This is a genomic window from Levilactobacillus fuyuanensis (genome assembly GCF_003946395.1).
Taxonomy (GTDB): domain Bacteria; phylum Bacillota; class Bacilli; order Lactobacillales; family Lactobacillaceae; genus Levilactobacillus; species Levilactobacillus fuyuanensis.
The window spans coordinates 34,034-53,021 of record NZ_RHNZ01000017.1 but is presented as its reverse complement, the minus strand read 5'-3'; the positions used below and the strand labels follow the sequence as shown (position 1 = coordinate 53,021).

18 protein-coding genes are annotated in these 18,988 nt (G+C 49.8%); 16 read left to right on the top strand and 2 right to left on the bottom strand.

From position 1 onward, the window contains the following. The first annotated feature begins 5 nt into the window (after window positions 1-5). The 7 genes from EKM73_RS09715 to EKM73_RS09685 all read left to right on the top strand — a co-directional run bounded on the left by EKM73_RS09715 (window position 6) and on the right by EKM73_RS09685 (window position 7,639). Entirely contained in the window at window positions 6-377 is a 372-nt protein-coding gene (locus EKM73_RS09715) for a winged helix-turn-helix transcriptional regulator (protein ID WP_125701704.1), read from the top strand. Window positions 378-730: 353 nt separating this feature from the next. Beyond that, window positions 731-1,777, top strand: a complete 1,047-nt coding sequence (gene pheS / locus EKM73_RS09710) for a phenylalanine--tRNA ligase subunit alpha (RefSeq protein ID WP_125701703.1) — start codon at window positions 731-733, stop codon at window positions 1,775-1,777. 9 nt (window positions 1,778-1,786) lie between these two features. Further along, window positions 1,787-4,195, top strand: a complete 2,409-nt coding sequence (pheT, locus tag EKM73_RS09705; RefSeq protein WP_125701702.1) for a phenylalanine--tRNA ligase subunit beta — start codon at window positions 1,787-1,789, stop codon at window positions 4,193-4,195. A 532-nt stretch (window positions 4,196-4,727) separates the two neighbouring features. Beyond that, complete coding sequence (mltG, locus tag EKM73_RS09700; protein ID WP_125701700.1) at window positions 4,728-5,861, top strand: endolytic transglycosylase MltG; 1,134 nt, start codon at window positions 4,728-4,730, stop codon at window positions 5,859-5,861. Between the two features lie 3 nt (window positions 5,862-5,864). Beyond that, window positions 5,865-6,548: a uridine kinase gene (udk, locus tag EKM73_RS09695; protein ID WP_125701699.1), complete on the top strand. Its 684-nt coding sequence runs from the start codon at window positions 5,865-5,867 to the stop codon at window positions 6,546-6,548. Window positions 6,549-6,654: 106 nt separating this feature from the next. Beyond that, entirely contained in the window at window positions 6,655-7,131 is a 477-nt protein-coding gene (gene greA, locus EKM73_RS09690) for a transcription elongation factor GreA (protein ID WP_125701697.1), read from the top strand. A 190-nt stretch (window positions 7,132-7,321) separates the two neighbouring features. Continuing rightward, the gene (locus EKM73_RS09685) at window positions 7,322-7,639 is read left to right on the top strand and encodes a HesB/YadR/YfhF family protein (RefSeq protein WP_125701696.1); all 318 of its coding nucleotides are present in this window, start codon (window positions 7,322-7,324) and stop codon (window positions 7,637-7,639) included. A 280-nt stretch (window positions 7,640-7,919) separates the two neighbouring features. Here the strand turns inward: EKM73_RS09685 and EKM73_RS09680 are convergent, their stop codons facing one another. Further along, window positions 7,920-10,559 carry a YfhO family protein gene (locus EKM73_RS09680; RefSeq protein WP_382387560.1) on the bottom strand — a complete coding sequence of 880 codons (2,640 nt, stop codon included), beginning with the start codon at window positions 10,557-10,559 and terminating at the stop codon, window positions 7,920-7,922. Between the two features lie 156 nt (window positions 10,560-10,715). Between EKM73_RS09680 and EKM73_RS09675 the strand changes: the two genes are divergently transcribed. From EKM73_RS09675 to EKM73_RS09645, 7 genes are all read left to right on the top strand, one after another. Continuing rightward, complete coding sequence (locus tag EKM73_RS09675) at window positions 10,716-12,782, top strand: peptidoglycan D,D-transpeptidase FtsI family protein (protein WP_125701692.1); 2,067 nt, start codon at window positions 10,716-10,718, stop codon at window positions 12,780-12,782. A gap of 603 nt (window positions 12,783-13,385) precedes the next feature. Next, window positions 13,386-13,535 carry a 50S ribosomal protein L33 gene (gene rpmG, locus EKM73_RS09670; RefSeq protein ID WP_011667723.1) on the top strand — a complete coding sequence of 50 codons (150 nt, stop codon included), beginning with the start codon at window positions 13,386-13,388 and terminating at the stop codon, window positions 13,533-13,535. Window positions 13,536-13,594: 59 nt separating this feature from the next. Further along, window positions 13,595-14,146, top strand: a complete 552-nt coding sequence (locus tag EKM73_RS09665) for a 5-formyltetrahydrofolate cyclo-ligase (RefSeq protein WP_125701690.1) — start codon at window positions 13,595-13,597, stop codon at window positions 14,144-14,146. A gap of 27 nt (window positions 14,147-14,173) precedes the next feature. Continuing rightward, complete coding sequence (locus EKM73_RS09660) at window positions 14,174-14,845, top strand: rhomboid family intramembrane serine protease (RefSeq protein WP_125701716.1); 672 nt, start codon at window positions 14,174-14,176, stop codon at window positions 14,843-14,845. Window positions 14,846-14,887: 42 nt separating this feature from the next. Further along, window positions 14,888-15,118: a YqgQ family protein gene (locus tag EKM73_RS09655; RefSeq protein ID WP_020090035.1), complete on the top strand. Its 231-nt coding sequence runs from the start codon at window positions 14,888-14,890 to the stop codon at window positions 15,116-15,118. Window positions 15,119-15,121: 3 nt separating this feature from the next. Then, a complete protein-coding gene (locus EKM73_RS09650; RefSeq protein ID WP_020090034.1) occupies window positions 15,122-16,093 on the top strand; it encodes an ROK family glucokinase in 972 nt (323 codons plus the stop codon). Between the two features lie 33 nt (window positions 16,094-16,126). Further along, window positions 16,127-16,540, top strand: a complete 414-nt coding sequence (locus EKM73_RS09645; protein ID WP_164508910.1) for a rhodanese-like domain-containing protein — start codon at window positions 16,127-16,129, stop codon at window positions 16,538-16,540. A 410-nt stretch (window positions 16,541-16,950) separates the two neighbouring features. Here EKM73_RS09645 and EKM73_RS09640 read toward each other — a convergent pair whose 3' ends face one another. Continuing rightward, on the bottom strand, window positions 16,951-17,127 hold the full coding sequence (locus tag EKM73_RS09640) for a DUF3042 family protein (RefSeq protein WP_048736212.1): 177 nt from the start codon (window positions 17,125-17,127) through the stop codon (window positions 16,951-16,953). A gap of 157 nt (window positions 17,128-17,284) precedes the next feature. On the opposite strand from EKM73_RS09640, the gene EKM73_RS09635 reads away from it, so the two are divergent. Together EKM73_RS09635 and miaA are read left to right on the top strand one after the other, a co-directional pair. Next, window positions 17,285-18,052 (top strand): glycerophosphodiester phosphodiesterase, encoded by a 768-nt coding sequence (locus EKM73_RS09635; protein ID WP_125701687.1) that lies wholly within the window; start codon window positions 17,285-17,287, stop codon window positions 18,050-18,052. After that, on the top strand, window positions 18,037-18,954 hold the full coding sequence (gene miaA, locus EKM73_RS09630; RefSeq protein WP_125701685.1) for a tRNA (adenosine(37)-N6)-dimethylallyltransferase MiaA: 918 nt from the start codon (window positions 18,037-18,039) through the stop codon (window positions 18,952-18,954). Before EKM73_RS09635 ends, miaA begins: the two co-directional genes overlap by 16 nt. Window positions 18,955-18,988: the final 34 nt, after the last annotated feature.

Here is an 18,988-nt window from a genome sequence, read left to right as displayed (position 1 = left end):
GCACTATGCAAATGATGTCATCAGAGACAAAGCCTGAGGAAGGCGGCGTGGATTTCGCGCTGTGTCCGCGGTTTGAACAGACCTTCTCATTCCTAGGGAAGAAATGGAACGGGCTGATTATTGATGTGCTCCTCCACGAGGGGCCACAACGGTTCAGAGACTTGGCACACAAGATTCCACGTTGTAGCGACCGTGTCTTGGTCGAACGACTTAAGGAATTGGAATACAATGGTGTGATCGTTCGCCGAACCTTTCCAGACAATTCGTTGATCGAATACGAATTGACGCAGAAGGGTGAAGAGTTTAAGGACGTCATGGCGGCGGTTCATGCTTGGTCGGATAAGTGGTATTGCCCAACTGAGGCAGACCAGAAGTAGTTGACAGCATCGAAAAAGTCGGCTAGTCTATAACATGTAATAATTTAAAAACGATGATAGAAAAGCAGTAGCCGGTGCAATTTGTCAGGAAGAGTTTGCCAAGACTGGAAGCAAACTTCAAATTACTGGGTGAATTCAGTTCTTGAGTTGTAATCGGGAGTCGTGGTGACACGATGAATGATTTTCCGGTGAGTGACCGTTATCACTTCTGAGTGTGGTTAGTTTTCGCGAGGAGACTAGCTGAATCAGGGTGGTACCGCGAAGCTTCGTCCCTAGTTATGGGGACGGAGCCTTTTTTTGTGGAAAATTCAGCCAACCGGAAGTAGAAAAGTAGAGAAAATGGAGGATGACGTATGTCGTTAAAGGATAAGCTCAGCGAACTGCGGCAACGCGGTTTAGCAGATATTAAAGATTCATCAGATTTAAAAGACGTTAATCAAGTGCGTGTCCAATTATTAGGGAAGAAAGGACCCATCACCGAAGTCTTACGCGGGATGCGGGACCTCGATGCCGAAGAACGGCCAAAAGTTGGGGCATTTGCCAACGAAATTCGTGACGACTTAGCCAACGCCCTTGCCCAACGTAAGGAAGAATTGGAAAAGGCTGTCTTGAACGCCCAACTAGCTAAGGAAACCATCGACGTGACCTTGCCAGGAACGCCGGTTGCCAAGGGTGAACCCCACGTTATTCAACAGATCGTGGATCAGATTGAAGACCTCTTCTTGGGCATGGGTTACCAAGTGCTCAGCGGTCCCGAAGTCGAAGAAGACAAGTACAATTTTGAAATGATGAACTTGCCTAAGAATCATCCAGCCCGTGACATGCAGGATACTTTCTACATTACGAAGGAAATTTTGATGCGGACGCAGACGTCACCAATGCAGGCACGGACGCTGGAAAAGCATGATTTCAGCAAAGGCCCATTGAAGATGATCTCCCCAGGTGTCGTTTACCGGCGCGATACCGATGACCCAACCCACTCTCACCAGTTTCATCAGGTAGAAGGTCTGGTTATCGATAAGCACATCACCATGGCCGACCTCAAGGGGACGCTGCAGGTCTTGGCCCACGAATTGTTCGGGGACAAGTTCGATGTGCGGTTACGCCCAAGTTACTTCCCATTCACCGAACCTTCAGTAGAAGCCGATATTACCTGCTTCAACTGTGGCGGTAAGGGTTGCAAGGTTTGCAAGAACACTGGCTGGATCGAAGTTCTGGGTGCCGGTATGGTTCACCCGAACGTCTTAAAGATGGCTGGCGTGGATCCAGACGTTTACGGCGGATTTGCCTTTGGGGTAGGTCCCGACCGGTTCGCTATGTTGAAGTACGGTGTCGATGATATCCGGAACTTCTACTTGAACGACGTCCGCTTCCTGACACAATTCACAAAGAAAGGATAATCGCCAACCATGAAGATTTCATACAATTGGATTAAAGAATATTTAGATTTAAATGTTAAGCCCGTTGATCTGGCAGAAAAAATCGAACGGACTTCCGTGGAAGTCGACGGTGTGACCACACCTAGCGACGGTCTGAAGAAGATCGTGGTTGGGCACGTCCTTTCCCTGGAAGCTCATCCAGATTCCGATCACTTACACGTGTGCCAAGTCGATGTTGGTGAAGATGAACCCTTACAAATCGTTTGTGGGGCGCCTAACGTGGCTGCCGGTCAAAACGTCATTGTGGCTTTACCAGGGTCACGGATCGCCGACAACGTTAAGATTAAGAAGTCTAAGATGCGCGGTATCCCATCCGCTGGGATGATCTGTGCCTTACAAGAAATTGGCTTCCCTGAAGACGTTGTGCCTAAGGACTATGTGGATGGTATCTATGTCTTACCAGAAGATGCAACGCCTGGGGATGCTGTGTACGATTACTTAGGGATGAACGACAGCTTAATTGATCTCGATGTAACACCTAACCGTGGGGACATGTTGAGCCTCTACGGGACGTTGCATGACTTGGCTGCCATTTATGACAAGCCAGTCGAATTAGACCATCCAGAAGTTAAGGAAGCTGGCGCTGCAATTGCTGACCAATTGGCCGTTCACGTGGATGAAGCATTATCACCACAATACCGGATGCGTCTGGTGAAGAACGTGAAGTTGGCCCCAAGTCCAATGTGGCTCCAGATTCGTCTGTGGAACGCTGGTATGCGGCCAATCAACAACGTGGTTGATATCACGAACTACATTATGATGAAATACGGTCAACCGCTGCACGCTTTTGACTACGATAAATTCAATGGTGAGGATGTTTACGTGCGGACTGCCAAGGCTGGCGAAAAGTTGACCACCTTGGATGAAAACGATCACGACCTCGACGAAAATGATATTGTGATTGCCGATCAAAAGGGCCCAATCGCCTTAGCCGGTGTCATGGGTGGGTTGGATGCTTCCATTCAGGACGGTACGACTACGGTGGCCATTGAATCCGCCGTCTTCGAACACGACCACATTCGGAAGGCTGCCCAACGGCATAACCTCCACACGGATGCTTCCCAACGCTTCGAACGGGGCGTTAACCAAGCTGGTGTGCAAGAAGCCTTGGACGCTGCCGCTCAGATGATGAACGAACTCGCTGATGGGGAAGTCCAAACGGGCTCCGTTGTTGGCAACAGCAACATTCCTGAACCCGCCGTTATCGACATTACGCTGACCCACGTCAACGCCATTCTCGGAACGGAATTGACCATGGATCAAGTTTCCCACATTCTGGAAAGTTTGGGCTTTAAAGTGGCTGTTAACGGCGATACGTTGACGGTGACGGTCGCTGTTCGTCGGAACGACATTCATATTCCAGCTGATTTGCTGGAAGAAATCGCTCGGATCTACGGTTACGACCAATTACCAGCCACGTTACCAACTGGTCGGATGACGATGGGGACACTGACGGCTAAACAACGCCTGATGCGCGCAACGCGTCACTCCCTCGAAGGCTTAGGCCTGAACCAAGCTATTTCCTACGCCTTGACGACCGAAGAAAAGGCGAAGATGTTCATGATGCAAGCCAGCGAAACGACCAACTTGGCTTGGCCAATGAGCATGGACCACGCTGTCCTACGGATGAACGTGGTTTCCGGTTTGTTGGACGACATCGCTTACAACTCCGCCCGGAAGGTTAAGGACGTGGCCCTTTACGAACAAGGCCGGGTCTTCTACCGTGAGGATGGCAACGACCGTCCTAGCGAAGAGGAGCACATCGCCGGTGCCATTACCGGGACCTTGATGCCTGAAGCCTGGAACCAACCAGCGCAACCCGTTGATTTCTTCCAAATGAAGGGTATTGTGGCGGCTTACTTGAAGGACATGGCGGTCAATGGTGACGTGACTTATGAACCAAATACCGATATGCCTGAAATGCATCCCGGTCGGACCGCGGACGTCTTAGTTCACGGCCACCGGATTGGTTTCTTAGGGCAGATTCACCCGTTGATTGCCAAGCAATTCAAGATTGGTGCCACTTACGTCTTCGAATTGAACTTACAGGCCATCATCGATATGCCTAAGCAAGAAAACCAATACGACGTGATTTCTCGTTACCCAGCTATCACGCGAGACATTGCCATGCTCGTGGACGACAATGTGACGAACGATCAAGTCGTTGCGTTGATCGAACGCCGCGGGGGTGCCTTCCTTCAGTCCGTCAAGCTGTTTGACGTGTACGATGGGGTTAAGGTACCAAAGGGCAAGAAGTCCTTGGCTTACACGCTGACTTACCAAGACAAGCATGAAACCTTGGTAGATGACGCTGTGACCCAGGCCTTCGATAAGGTTTCTAAGCGTCTGGAAGACGACTTAGGCGCTCAGATTCGTTAATTCAGATTCATTAGTAAATCGTGATAAAGACGCGCTTGATTCCTGGGTAGGAAGTCAAACGCGTCTTTGGCGAATGGGAAAGTTTTTAGGGGAAGTGTTAGGGCAGGCTGAGGACTTTGGGTCGGCCGCTGACGGTGTGCTCTGAGTTTGAATCAGTGGCGTGTGGCGATTGGTTTGGGGCTTGCTCTGATTTTCTGTAGCTGAAATGGGGTACAGAAGGTGGGGCACTGCGTTTGATTTCGGTTAAGGGAAAGATTAGATATCGAGCTTATATTTGTTTGGAGCTCGCCTTAATTTTCTATAGCCGAAACGTGTTCCAGCAGTCAGTCAGTTCCGCTTAACCCCAATAAGGAAAAAGCCAGGTCCGGGCTTTTATCCTTATTGACGTTAATGCTCACTAACTCCCGCCTGCTTCCACACTCTTTTACCGCACTCTTTTCCTAAATTTTTCTCAAAGTAGCATTTCAAGCCCCCACAGCCTCAGATTTTCTGTATAATAAAGAAGACTATGGCATAGAACGGAGGAAATAAGTTGGATAATGGCAATACGCCCACACCGTCAAGACAGGATTCGGGCAAGAAGCGGTCTTTTGGCCGGCGAATTATGGTTGGCGTGGCGAGTTTGTTAGTCCTGCTGGCAGTGATTATCGGAATCTTCGGGTATCATTACTTCCAGACGGCACTCAAGCCCATGAATACGAAGAATAATAACGTGGTACAAGTCCACGTTCCCCTTGGGGCGACTTCCAACAAGATTGGACAGATCTTGCAGGATAAAAAGGTCGTTAAGAGTGGGATGGTCTTCAATTACTACGTGAAATCAAATAAGTTCACGAATTTTCAGGCGGGGTATTACCAGTTGAAACCGTCCATGACGCTCAATCAGATTGCTAAGCAGTTACAGAAGGGTGGTTCGGCTGAACCTATCCAGAGTACGGCAGGCAAGCTGTTGGTTCGTGAAGGAGAAAATGTCGACCAGTTGGCCGCTGAGATTCCTATTCAGACCGACTTCACCAAGGCGGAATTCTTGAAATTGATGAAGGATGAAGCGTTCTTCAATCAGTTGGCGAAGAAATATCCACAACTGTTGAGCTCCGCGAAGTCCGCTAAGCATGTTCGTTACCGGTTAGAAGGCTACCTGGCACCCGCCACGTACCAAGCCGGTAAGAAGATGACGTTGAAAGACATCATCACCCAGATGGTGGCCAAGTCTAATCAGAACCTGCAAGGCAACTATGCGACAATCAAGAAACAAAAACGGAGTGTCCAAGAGGTCATGACGTTGGCGTCCCTGGTTGAACGTGAAGGGGTCTCACAGACCGACCGGGATAAGATTTCCGGTGTATTCTTGAACCGCATCAAGGCAGGGATGGCCTTACAATCCGATATTTCCGTGCAATATGCCTTGAAGACCACCAAGAAGACGTTGACCTACAAAGATTTGAAGGTTAAGTCACCATACAATCTGTATGTGCATACGGGGTACGGCCCAGGGCCATTTGATAATCCAAGTGTTTCCTCAATCAATGCGGTACTGCACCCGAAGGACCAGAAGAAGGGGTACTACTACTTCATTGCAAATACCAAGACTGGGAAAGTTTACTTCTCCCAGACTTACGCAGAGCATCAAGAAAAGACCAGTTCATTAGCAAGCGATAATAAGTAAAGGATGGCGACAGTGTTGGCAGACAAAAAGCGACCGATTATTATTGGGGTTACCGGGGGTTCCGGTAGTGGTAAGACAACGGTTAGTCGGGCAATTTTTAATCAATTGATTGGACATTCAATCATGATTTTACAACAGGATTCGTATTACAACGATCAGTCTGAAATGACGATGGAGGAACGGGCAGCCGTCAACTACGACCACCCACTGGCCTTCGATACGGACCTGTTGATCTCACAACTCAAGCAGCTGTTGGACCGTAAGCCGATTGAAAAACCAGTTTACGATTACACGCTTTCAACGCGAAGCACCAAGACGATTCACCAGGAACCGCGTGACGTCATCATTCTGGAAGGGATCTTAATTCTGGATGACGAACGACTACGGGACCTGATGGATATTAAGGTCTTCGTTGATACGGACGATGACATCCGCATCATTCGGCGGATCGAACGGGATATGAATGAACGGGGCCGGTCCTTGGAATCTATCATTCAACAATATCTCGCAACGGTTAAGCCAACTTACCATCAATTCGTGGAACCAACCAAGCGTTACGCGGACTTGATTGTGCCTGAAGGTGGCGAAAACCAAGTCGCTATCGACCTATTGGTCACCAAGATTCGGGCAATCCTCGAAGCTAGTGGCAATGAAGAAGTTTTTGACAATCCAGATACAACCATATAGAATAGGACGGGTTAGCTGGTAAATCGGCTAACCTTTTCTACAAACAAAAATTTAGATTGGCGTGCGCGTCAATATTTAAAAATATACCAATTAAGGGGTGGCCAGTGTGGCACAAGATAAAATGTATCCAATGACTGAAGAAGGTAAGGAAAAGCTCGAGGCAGAACTCGAAGACTTAAAGATGGTTCAACGGCCTAAGGTCATTGACCGGATCAAGATTGCCCGTTCTTACGGGGACTTATCTGAAAACTCAGAATACGAATCAGCTAAGGACGAACAAAGTATGTTGGAAACGCGGGTCAGCACCGTTGAACGGATGCTGCAATACGCCCAAATCATCGATAATGATGGGACCGACAAGGACGAAATCACGGTTGGTAAGAAGGTTACTTTCAAGGAATTGCCCGATGAAGAACCCGAAGAATACACTATCGTAGGGGCCGCTGAAGCCGACCCAATGTCTGGTAAGATCTCAAACGATTCCCCAATTGCTAAGGGCCTGTTAGGCCACCGCAAGGGTGAAGAAATCACGTTCGATACGCCAGGTGGCGACATGTCCGTTAAGGTTTTGGATGTGGAATAAATTGTATTTTGAAGAACTGATCCTGCGGGGGTTGGTTCTTTTTTGTATTTTAGAGGATAATTAATGTTGAAATTGATACTTAGAAAAGTGGAGCTTTGTGTAAGAAACTTGCCAAGAACTGCCTCCTCGTGTTATAAAGAGGAGGAGAATGAAAACGGATTCACAGTCTGCCTAAGAGGAGTCTTGGATAATGAAAATTACGGTTACTGATGCAGCAAGTAAATGGTTTCGAGAGGAAATGGGAATGACTGGACGCGGTATCCGTTTCTTCGGAAAAGTTTATGGCAAGACCCCGGTGCATGAAGGATTTTCACTGGGGATGACCCCAGATGATCATCCCCGCGATCCAATCGTGGCGGAGACCAAGGACGACGTGACCTACTATATCACCGAGGGCGACCAGTGGTTTTTTGTCGGCTATGACCTAACGATCGATTACGATCCTAAGACGGATGGTCCTACCTACATCTACGAGGACAACGGGGAGCTGGACGGTAAGCAAGACTAAAATTCGAATAATGACCATGGCAAAATTCGTGGTAACTTTGGCTCTGGAACACGCCTCAGAGCCTTTTGTATAAGCAAAATTATAGTGAATTTCTACTAGCTGGCCGGTTTCACTTGTGTTTCCCGGAGGACTCCGGTAGTATTTGAGCCACAGCAAGCAACCTTCAAAATTAAGAGAGACGAAAAGAGATGCGTGGTCCCACCAATTTAACTGGCAGGATCGCGCATCTCTTTGTTTTAGACAGGTTTGATTTTGGTAGTTTCAAGTCAAGCTTGGGTTTCTAGTGTCGCCGGTGAATCAACCACCAGCCACCAGTCAGTACAACCAGCGTCAGTCCACTGATCAACAGCCCCAGATTCAACAGCGGTGGCCAGTAGGACAGGGTGACGGTACTTTTACCCTTAGGTAACTTGACTGCAGTAAACATGCCAATCGTCTTGTAGGTCTTGGTCGTCTTGCCGTTAACGGTAGCGTGCCAGCCTTGTGAATACGGAATGGACGTGTTCAAGACTTCGCCTGCCTTGGTTGTCGTGATCTGACCACTGAAGTAGCGACTGGAGTGCTTAGTCAGGTGCCAGGGTTGGGATTGCAACCGGGTTACTGCCGACTTAAAGACATTAGTATTCAGGCTATAGAGCGTGAAGTTTTCCAACCACAGCGAGCCCTTCTTCAGGGTAATCGTCAGCTTGACGGTCTTACCCTTAGCGTGATCGGCCACACTCACCAGAATCGTATTGCGATAAGTCTTGTACTGGTTTAGTGTCTTGCCATTCAGGACGAAGGTCGCGTTGTCCGGATTGACCGTGGATCCAAAGGTTAGGTAGTACGGATCGTTGGTCGTTGGTTTCATGGTCAACGTGATACTTCCGGGCTTCAACAGGTTTTTCTTCTGGAGAACGGCACCGGTGATCTTCGTTTGCTGGTTAATATTGGCAAACGTTACTTGATCGAAGTTCTGAGCGGTGTAAAGTTTACTGTCCGCAGAATTACCGGTCAACGCTGCCAGCCAGTTAGCCTGATACTGCGCAGGATCGGCCGTCTTATTCTTGAGTGACAGAATTTGTGAGCTTGCCGCATAGCCCAATGGGAGCGCGTAGGGGTTCTTGTAGGTCGTTGCCCAGTTATCGGTCCCAATCTTGGTGTAATCGGCCAGGTCGGCCTTGTTAGACATCGCAGGCAGCATACTAGAGCCGCTGAGTGCGCCAGATAATTCTTTTTGCTGGAAGTAGTACTTCATGTTCAGCAGTGAATCGGTGACCAGGGTCCCGTTGGTGTAAGCGACGAATCCGTCACCATCCGGACTCCCGGTATTGCCATAGAAGGTTGGCACCGCCTTAGGCAGAACTGAGGAGAAGACACCACCACCGTTGAAGCCGGTCTGGAAAGCATCCCCCTTGGTCCGCATGAAGGTTTTGCCCATCCGGTAGGTACCCTTATCGTTCTTCTGTACCTTATTGACCAACCGTTGAAGCTCATTGGTATAGTTGCCGTATTCACTCTGTGAGACGTAACTAATGTTATTGAGCGAGGTAAAGGCGTTGGCCGAGATTTCGGTGACGCCGATGACAAAGAAGAGAAATGGATAGATCCAGTGATGCTTGATAGGCAGCGTGGTCAGCACGAGTGCCATGACCACGAAGAACATGCCCAGCAGGACTTGGTTCATTTGTAGAAATTTAAATAGCTTCAGGTTGAGCGCCACATAGGCTGCACCGGCAACCACGATGATGGTGACTAGTGCAATAGCGAACCAGCCGGGCTCAAAGTCGTTGGTCAACGTCTGCGCCGCTAACCAAATCAGCCAAAAGCTGACGATAAAGGAGAATCGGTAAGGGTACCAGACGGGAAATTGACCGGCGTGCCAGAGTAAGTCTAGTGGCTGGAAGCACAGGGACAGTGCCAGAAAGGTCGTGATGATCCCGGCCGTGATGCGGGTACGCAACGCAATTTTGCGGTCGCCGAAGTAGAAGAGCGCCCCGAGCAGGGCGATTGCTCCGATGAACAGGTTTGCTGTGCCGTCGGGCATTTGATCAAAGTTGAAGGCACCCAGGAAGAATTTGGCAAGCATCTTGGGTGGGAAAAATTCGAATTTCCACTTAAAGGTTGTGACCGTGTATTGCGCCTTACTCTGAGACAACGACCACCAGGTTGGCAGTAAAATAACTGCCGAGAGTAACCCAGCCGTAATCGACGTCCAGGCGAAGCGACCAACCTGGGCCATGAAGCCACGGAAGTTCGTGTAGCGGTCGACGGCCAGGTAAATGAACGTCAGAATCATAAAGAGACAGATCATGTAGGCCATATAGTAGTTCACAATTAAGCTAATCGCCAGCCAAATGACGTAGGTCCGCCACTTGCCCGTGTGAATCAGTACATACAGGCCGTAGAAGACCAGTGGCAATAGGTAGGCTGCGTCCAGCCACATGATATTCAGTTGATTGGCAATCGACCAGCCCATCAGCGCGTAGGCCGTGGCAAAGGTAATCGCCTTTAGACCGGATTGCTGTGTTGTCTTGAGTAGCACCCAAGCAAAGGTCAATCCTGCCAGACCGTATTTGATCACGGTCAGAAAGAAGACCCCCGTGGTTAGGGAGGCACCCGGACACAGGAGTAAGATCCAGTTCAGGGGACTCAGCAGGTAGTAGGCCCAGGTCCCCAGCATCTCGCCCCCCAAACCGTTGGCGAAGGAATAGAAGATGCTACTAGGATCGTGGAGTAACGCCCGTCGCATGTAAGCAAAGAAGTCGATGTATTGTTGCCCTAAATCGACTGTTAACAGACTACTCGACCCGAATGGCGCCATTTGGCGGTAGATGAAATAGGCCGTCATGAGAATGAAAGGAGCTAAAAAAGCCCCAAGTAGGGTAAATTGGCGTGGCGAGAGGCGCCAGCGCCGGTTTCGAACTTGCAAGTAAGCCACCTCAATCTTTAGAAATTGTAAAAGTTACCTTGGAGCCTGTACATTTTGCTTTCTGCTCTCTAGAATAGCATAGAAACATTAAATTTCGGTAGCGGGATAGTTGTCTCCAGCGAAGTTTGGTAAAATAGTAGCTGTACAATAAGGAGCAGAGCTGTTGTGAAGAATTTTTATAATCGAGTTAGTAATCGAAATCAGCGGTCTGGCGGCCCTCAGCGGTCACAGATTCCGTTTCGGTTAAACTTCCTATTCATTATCGTTGCCCTGTTATTTGCGGCGCTGATCGGTCAGTTGGCGTATTTGCAAGTGATGTACGGGTCGAAATTTAAGGCGGAGGTCAATTCGACCGATACCACCATTGAGACGACGAACGTGCAACGGGGGATGGTTTACGATTCCACCGGTAAGGTCTTAGTGGGAAACAAGGCCCATCAAGCAATTTCCTATACGAAGGGAGTCAACGTGCTGTCGACAAGCATGTATGACATCGCCAACAAGTTAGGAAATTATTTGACCGTTTCAACCAGTTCATTGACGCCCCGGCAGTCGATCGACTACTATTTGACCGATCAAAAGCGGTTAAAGGCGGTCGAAAGCAAGCTTTCCGGGACCAAGGGACTGTCGACAACGGCACTCTACAACAAGGCCTTGAGTTATTTGGAAGACGATTCATCCTTTAAATTAACCAAGACCCAAAAGAATGCCGCCGCTATCTTTGCGAAGATGAGTGGGGCCTACGCCCTGTCGACCACCTACATCAAGGACTCGGGTGTCTCCAGTCAAGAAATTGCCGAAATCGGTGAACACTTGTCTGAAATGCCTGGGGTTCAGGTGGGGACGAGCTGGTCGCGGAACTACCCGAACGGAAAATCGATGAATTCCATCATCGGGACCGTTTCGTCTGAAAAGACTGGGTTGCCAAGTGATAAAGTCAACGAACTGTTGGCGCAAGGCTATTCTCGAAATGACAGTGTCGGACAATCCTACCTGGAACAGGAGTATGAATCTGTTCTGCGTGGGACCAAGGCTGAAAAGCAGGTCGAAGTGGCTGGGAACAATACAGTGACGAAGGAAGTCAAGAAGTACGGTGGGCAAAAGGGGGACAACCTTCAATTGACCATCAACTCCAAGTTCCAGAGTCAACTGCAATCCCTAGTCAAGTCGGCTGAGGCCGGTGCTGGTGGTAATTCGACGGGGACCTATGCCGTTGTTATGAACCCCAACACTGGTGGGGTCATTGGGATGGCCGGTGTCGACCGCAATCCTTCAACGGGTAAGACGACCGATAACGCGCTGGGTACGATCAACAGTGATATCGTTATGGGGTCCGTCGTCAAGGGAGCCATGGTCTCTGGTGCCTTAATGAAGGGTGTCATCACGCCTACCAATAGTACGCTGACCGATATGCCGATCACTGTTGGTGGGGTCAAGAAGTCTTCCTGGTTTAACCACGGGGGCGGTTCTAATATCGCCGTCAATGCCGCTGGCGCCCTAGAAGTATCTTCTAACTCCTACATGATGCAATTGGCCATGAAGGAAGCCGGATTTAACTATTCTTCCGGTGCTGCTTTGACCATGAGCACCAAAGCGTTCGATATCGAACGGGGCTACTTTAAGCAGTTCGGTTTGGGTGTTAAGACCGGCATCGACTTGCCTGGTGAAAGTGCCGGGTTGGAAGGGTCGAGTTCGTTTGCCCACATTGGGAACGCACTGGACTTGTCCTTCGGGAACTACGATGCCTACACGGTCATGCAAGTGGCTCAGTACATGTCGACCATTGCCAATGGTGGCACGCGGATCGCACCACACGTGGTTCAATCCATTCGTGGGACGACCTCAAATGGACAATTAGGCGCGGTTAAATCGACCGTTGAACCTAAGGTCTTGAACACCATTGACATGACGACTGCACAGAAGAACTTAGTCAAGGAAGGGCTCTACGACGTGGTTCATGGGAGCAACACCTACAAGACCGGTGGGGCAATGTCTTCCATTACGCCTAAGATCTCTGCCAAGACTGGGACGGCGCAAACGTACTACAAGGGGAACGAAACGGTTACTCTGAGTCTGGCGTCTTTCGCACCGTCAACGCATCCACAAGTGGTTGTGGCCTTGGCTATGCCTAACCTGGGTGTCAACGCTGAAAGTAACAACATGACGTTGGCCAAGAAGATTTATGCAGCATACTGGAAGACGGTTCAATCAACTTCCACAATTAATCAGTAAGACAGTTTAAAGCGGTGTGAATGATCCGATTCGTCGGATAGTTCACACCGCTTTTGCATTACCTAGAGTGTTGTTGAACAGTCGCCTGTGGCTGCCAGAATTCCGCCTGCTGTGGGGACCGGTTCGAGCCTGAGCAGCGGTCTCTCACCTCGACTTGGAACCCGGCGTAGTAAGGCTGGGAGAGTCAAATGTCCGGTCTAACGCCGCCGTCACGGCTAGCTACGTTCTGTTCCTTCTAGTTTAGGATGGCTCTCAAACAGTAAAATGTTGCGAAATCGTGTGAGCTAGGTGACTAATCCCTTAGCTCGTTGACCTGTGGTTTTTCAATTATTATTGGCAAATTTGTAATAGTTTCCAGGACATTGAAAGTAAGGGTGTATAATAAATCTGTGTCGGGAGCAATTGGACCACTGGTTTACCAGCCCGACACAGTAGGACAATCATCGGTCACCGAATCGATTGCAACTCTAGGTAATTTAGCTGTTAAGTATTTTTCCTTAACATATTTAGAATTATGGCTGGTAATTGTCCCGAAATAATGGTAATATATTACGAGTTAAGGCTCATGCCTGTAATTATGAACAAGTTGGGAGGTTACCCATAATGCGTGTACACATCACTTTAGAATGTACTGAATGCCACGAACGCAACTACTTATCCAGCAAGAACCGGCGTAATAACCCGGATCGTGTTGAATTTAAGAAGTACTGCCCACGTGACCGGAAAGTAACTTTGCATCGCGAAACTAAGTAAGGGTACGGGCGAGAGTCCGACCCTTTTTTTATACATCGAATGAATCAAGGGGGTAAATGATGCCAAGTAAAGCAGAGATTCGGCAACAAACGATTAAGGCCCTGTCTGCGATGGCTGTTGTCGACCGTCGACGGGCGTCTGATGACCTCTATCGACAGCTGTGGGCGTTGCCAGCCTATCAGCAGGCGACAACGATTGCGACAACTATCAGTGGCGGCTTTGAGCTTGCTACCCGGCCGATTATCGAACGGGCACAGGCCGATGGCAAGACGGTAGCAGTCCCGCAGACACTACCACAACGCCAGATGGCCTTTCACGTGATGGATGAGACAACCACGCTGATCCGGACGAAATTCGGCCTGATGGAGCCGCAAGATAATCGGGTGATCGATCCGGCCGACTTCGACCTCATTATTGTGCCTGGATTGGTCTTTGCGGCCACTGGTGAGCGCGTTGGCTTCGGTGGTGGTTACTATGACCGCTACCTGCCTAAGACAACGGGGACTAAGGTTGCCTTAGCCTTACCCGCCCAGCAGATTGCCGCACCGACTTGGCATGTTGATTCCTTTGACATATTATTGGACGCGGTACTAGCCGCTAATTTAGAATAGAGAGGAAGCGGCATCGTGGCGCAGCAAATGAAGTATCGGCTCAATCGGCTCAATCAATATCCGTTCATGACGGTCGGCCTCATCGTGATCATGGTTCTGGTATACGGTGCCATGACGTTAGACGGTGGAAGTACCAGTGCAAACGTCTTGATTACCTTTGGTGCGAAGCTGAACCCACTGATTCAACAGGGCGAATGGTGGCGGCTCTTTACGCCAATGTTCCTGCATATCGGGTTTACCCATATCTTGATGAACATGATCACCCTGTACTTTGTGGGGATTCAGATTGAAGCAGCATTCGGCCACGCCCGGTTCCTGGTACTGTTCTTGGTGTCTGGGGTCGGCGGTAACGTCGCCAGCTTCTGTTTCTCGAATAGTTTATCAGCGGGGGCCAGCACGGCCATCTTCGGCCTGTTTGGGGCCTTCATGATGCTCGGGGAATCCTTCTGGCAGAATCCAGTGATTCGTCAGCTCGCCCAGACCTTCTTGGCCTTTGTCGTGATGAACATTATCTTTGATTTATTCGCACCAGGGATTGATTTAGCAGGGCACATTGGTGGACTGGCTGCCGGCTTTTTGGTAGCGTATTCATTGGGTGTTCCTAGAATTGGTAAGGTTAGCGTAGTTAAACGCGTTGTAGCAACTATCGTCTTGATTGGTGGATTGGTCTGGCTGTATATGCACGGCATGGCGCAGTAGAAGCGAAAATGTCCCGTGCAATTTCACGGAGGTTGTGGCACAATGAAAACGTTATATGATGTTCAGCAGCTACTTAAAAAATTTGGTATTTATGTCTACGTGGGCAAACGTCTTTGGGACATCGAAGTCATGGCATTGGAATTGGATCACCTCCGTAAAGCACGGGTGGTCGATGACAAGACCTTTGTGGCGGCTAAGGTGGTTCTCACACATGAACACCGCATTGAAGTACAACATGCAAGAGATCAGCACCAATCCATTGGAGGGATTTAGAGTATGGCACGGAATTTAATTGGAATCGATTTAGGCGGGACTACGACAAAGATGGCATTCCTCTCCACCGCTGGAGAAATTCTGGCAAAGTGGAGCATTCCCACGGATATCTCAGACGAAGGTAGCCACATCGTTCCCAATATTATCGATTCGATCAATCAACACATTACCAACTCAGTATTTAGCAAAAACGACTTTATCGGTATCGGGATGGGGACGCCCGGTTCAGTCGACATTGAAAATGGGACGGTCATCGGGGCCTTCAACTTAAACTGGAAGAAGCGTCAACAGGTTCGTGACCAGATTCAAGCAGGTATCGGCCTGCAATTCATCTTGGACAACGATGCCAACGTGGCATCCCTGGGTGAATACTGGAAGGGTGCCGGTGAAAAGGACGCAGATGTCGTCTTCGTTACCTTAGGAACCGGTGTCGGCGGTGGGGTCATCGCTGGCGGTCACCTGTTGCACGGGATCAACGGTGGGGCCGGTGAACTCGGCCACGTCACGGTGCAACCAAACGGTTACCTGTGTACCTGTGGCAAGCGCGGTTGCTTGGAACAATACGCTTCAGCAACTGGGGTTGTTCACGTGGCTTCTGACATGGCCAAGGACTTCATGGGCACGTCACGTTTGAAGGAAATGGAAGACAATCAGGAAAGCGTCACGTCTAAGATGGTCTTCTATTTGGCTGACAACGGCGACATCTTGGCCAACCAAGTCGTTGACCGGGTGACGTTCTACTTAGGTTTAGCCTTGGCTAACGTTGCCAACATCTTGAACCCAGCCAACATCATCATCGGTGGTGGGGTCTCAAACGCCGGCAACACCTTGTTACAACCGACGACCCGTTACTTCCAAGAAAATGCCTTCCCAGCAGTTCGGGATTCAACCAAGCTGCGGCTAGCACAACTCGGAAATGACGCTGGGGTCATCGGGGCCGCTTCATTAGCATTACGGTTCCAAAAGACAAACTAAAAGATTTAGAGGATTAGGAAGGAAGATTTCGTTTTGGTTATTGGTGCAATCTCAGGATGGACAGTTTACACGATTGTCCTCATCATTCTTATTGCCGTGTGGGGCGGCTGGCAGTTGACAACGATCATCCGGCGTAACCGGGTCGCAAAGTTGATCGACGCCGAAACATTTGAAGCTGGTATTCGGACGGCTCAAGTCGTTGACTTACGCGAAAAAAAGGACTTTGACGCGGGACACATTTTGGGGGCGCGCAATTTCCCTTACTCAACGTTCAAGGCTTATCACAGCCAACTCCGCAAGGATCTCCCGGTCTACTTATATGACCAAGGGAAGACCATCAGCACGCGGGCAGCAATCATGTTAGGTAAAGATGGTTTCGACCAGATCTTTATCCTGAAGAATGGTTACGTGCGTTGGGAAGGTAAGACGAAGAAGACGAAGTACTAAACAAGCAAGGACCCACGGCATTTTTGCCGCGGGTCCTTTTTCTATCAGTCTGAGAGTTGTCGCCTGCGGATGCCAGTAACTCCGCCTGCTTTGGGGGCTGGTCCAAGCCAAAGGGCGGTCTTGAACCTCGACTTGAAGCCGCAAAAATCGTGCATCTCCAAGCTCGCCCCATGACCTAACCTGACAGAGAACGTCAGCCAAGGTCATCGACACGGCCGGCTACGTTACTGGCCTCCTCCGGCTAGGCTAATTCTCAGCTATAATCAATTGTCCTGACCGTAGATTAAGATATTGGCAGAATATTTAGCAGTAAGCTTGCTGAGTCACATTGCCGTCACGTGGGTTCGTACTTAATTCAGAGAGCAACTAAAAAAGGAACCCGGAATAAACAATCCCAGGTTCCTTGCTAACTAACCGTTGTGAGCTGAGTGGCTCTTCCGGTTGGCCCGTTTGCGGTTTTCTTCAAAACGTGATTCTTGGTCTTCGATTGGTTGAACGACCTTTTTTTTGAAAGAGAAGACAGCGCCAGCAACGGCACTGGCCGTAGCGACTACGCCAAAGAGAAAGCCCTTAGTGAAATGCTTCATAGTATCGACTCCTATCATTTTTTAATAAATTAGTTATCCGCTTCCATTATGCTGGTTTTACTGTGAAATAGCCAGCAATTAGCTGAATCCAGTCGAAAAAGTCAGGGGTTTTGTGATACGCTAGCCTTTAGGAAAAACGATGAAGGGAGTGGCGGTAATGTTCAAACGGCAAGGGACCCAAATTCTGGCCCATCGTGGAAGTAAGGGGACGCGACCGGAAAATACCCTGATTGCGTTTCAGGCGGCATTAGACGCTGGTGCAGATGGCATTGAGACCGATGTACAGCTGTCTCAGGACGGCCAGATGGTGATCATGCACGACGAGCAGGTCGATCGGACAACTGATGGGATGGGAAATATCAGGGATCTGACGCTGGTCCAGCTCAAACAGCTGGATGCTGGTAGCCATTTTGCCGCTGACTATGCGGGCACCCGGATTCCGACGTTGGACGAGGTGATTCGGTTGCTCGATCAGAACCAGTTTACCGGGATATTCAATCTGGAATTGAAGACCAATAAATTTCCGTATCCAGGCATTGAACAACAGCTGGCAACATATTTTAAACAGCGGGATGTCCCGTTTCGACTGGTGTTCTCAAGTTTTCGGGCACAATCCTTACTGACGCTGAAGGCCTTGTACCCACAGGCCGAATACGCCAAGCTCTTCCAGACGGCTAGTCGTCAGGCCAAGCAGATGCAGCGGCGTCATCAGGTGGCGGACCTCCATCCGGATATTCGTTGGGTCAAGGCCCATCGCTTCTGGTTGCCCCACGTGCAACTACGGCCGTGGACAGTTAACTCATCAGCCGACATGACCTATTGTTTCAAGCACCATTTTGCGGGTATCATCACTGACTATCCGGCACAGGCCGTACGCCTGCGCTACCAAATACAAGGAGAATGCGATTCATGGAAAAAGTTTTAGCAATCGTGGGGCCGACCGCTGTGGGGAAAACTTCCCTAGCCATCGACCTCGCACAAAAATTTAACGGGGAGATCATCTCCGGAGATTCCATGCAGGTCTATCGCCACCTCGACATTGGGACGGCCAAGGCCACACCGGCAGAACAAGCACAGGCGACGCACCATCTGATCGATGTCAAAGATGTTGACCAGCAATTTACGGTGGCCCAGTTCGTGGTGGCCGCCCAAGAGCTGATTCCGGCCATCACGGCGCGCGGCCACTTGCCGATCATTGCGGGCGGGACGGGTTTCTATTTACAAGCTTTATTCGATGGCTTGAAACTCGGAGCCGAGGCGCCGGGTGATCCGACCGTCCGCGACCGTTTCCGAGCAATTGCTCAGGAGAAAGGGGCCGAGTACCTGTGGCAACAGTTGGACGCCAAGGATCCCCAGGCCGCTGCCAAGATTCCGGTGACTAACATTCGTCGCACGGTGCGGGCCTTGGAGGTCATCACGGTAACGGGGCAGCTCTTCTCCCATCAGGAGAATGGGGGACCCCAGTATGATGAACTTTACTTGGCGCTGAACACAGACCGCAGTTTGCTGTATGACCGGATCAATCAACGGGTCGATCTGATGGCTCAAGATGGCCTCGTGGATGAGGTGCGGTGGCTGGCCAGCCAGGGTGGCACTGATCTTCCAGCGGCTACCGGTATCGGCTACCGGGAGTTACTACCAGTTCTCGACCAACCTGAGCGAATCTCAGCGGCCATCGATCAAGTTAAACAAGACTCGCGGCACTATGCCAAGCGTCAACTAACCTGGTTCCGTAACCAAACGACCGCCACTTGGTACGATTTGGTCCAGCACCCCGAACAACGGACAATCATTGAAACACAGGTATCCGACTGGCTGAAAGCTTAATTTGGTCTAGAAATTAACTAAAGAATTTTTAAAA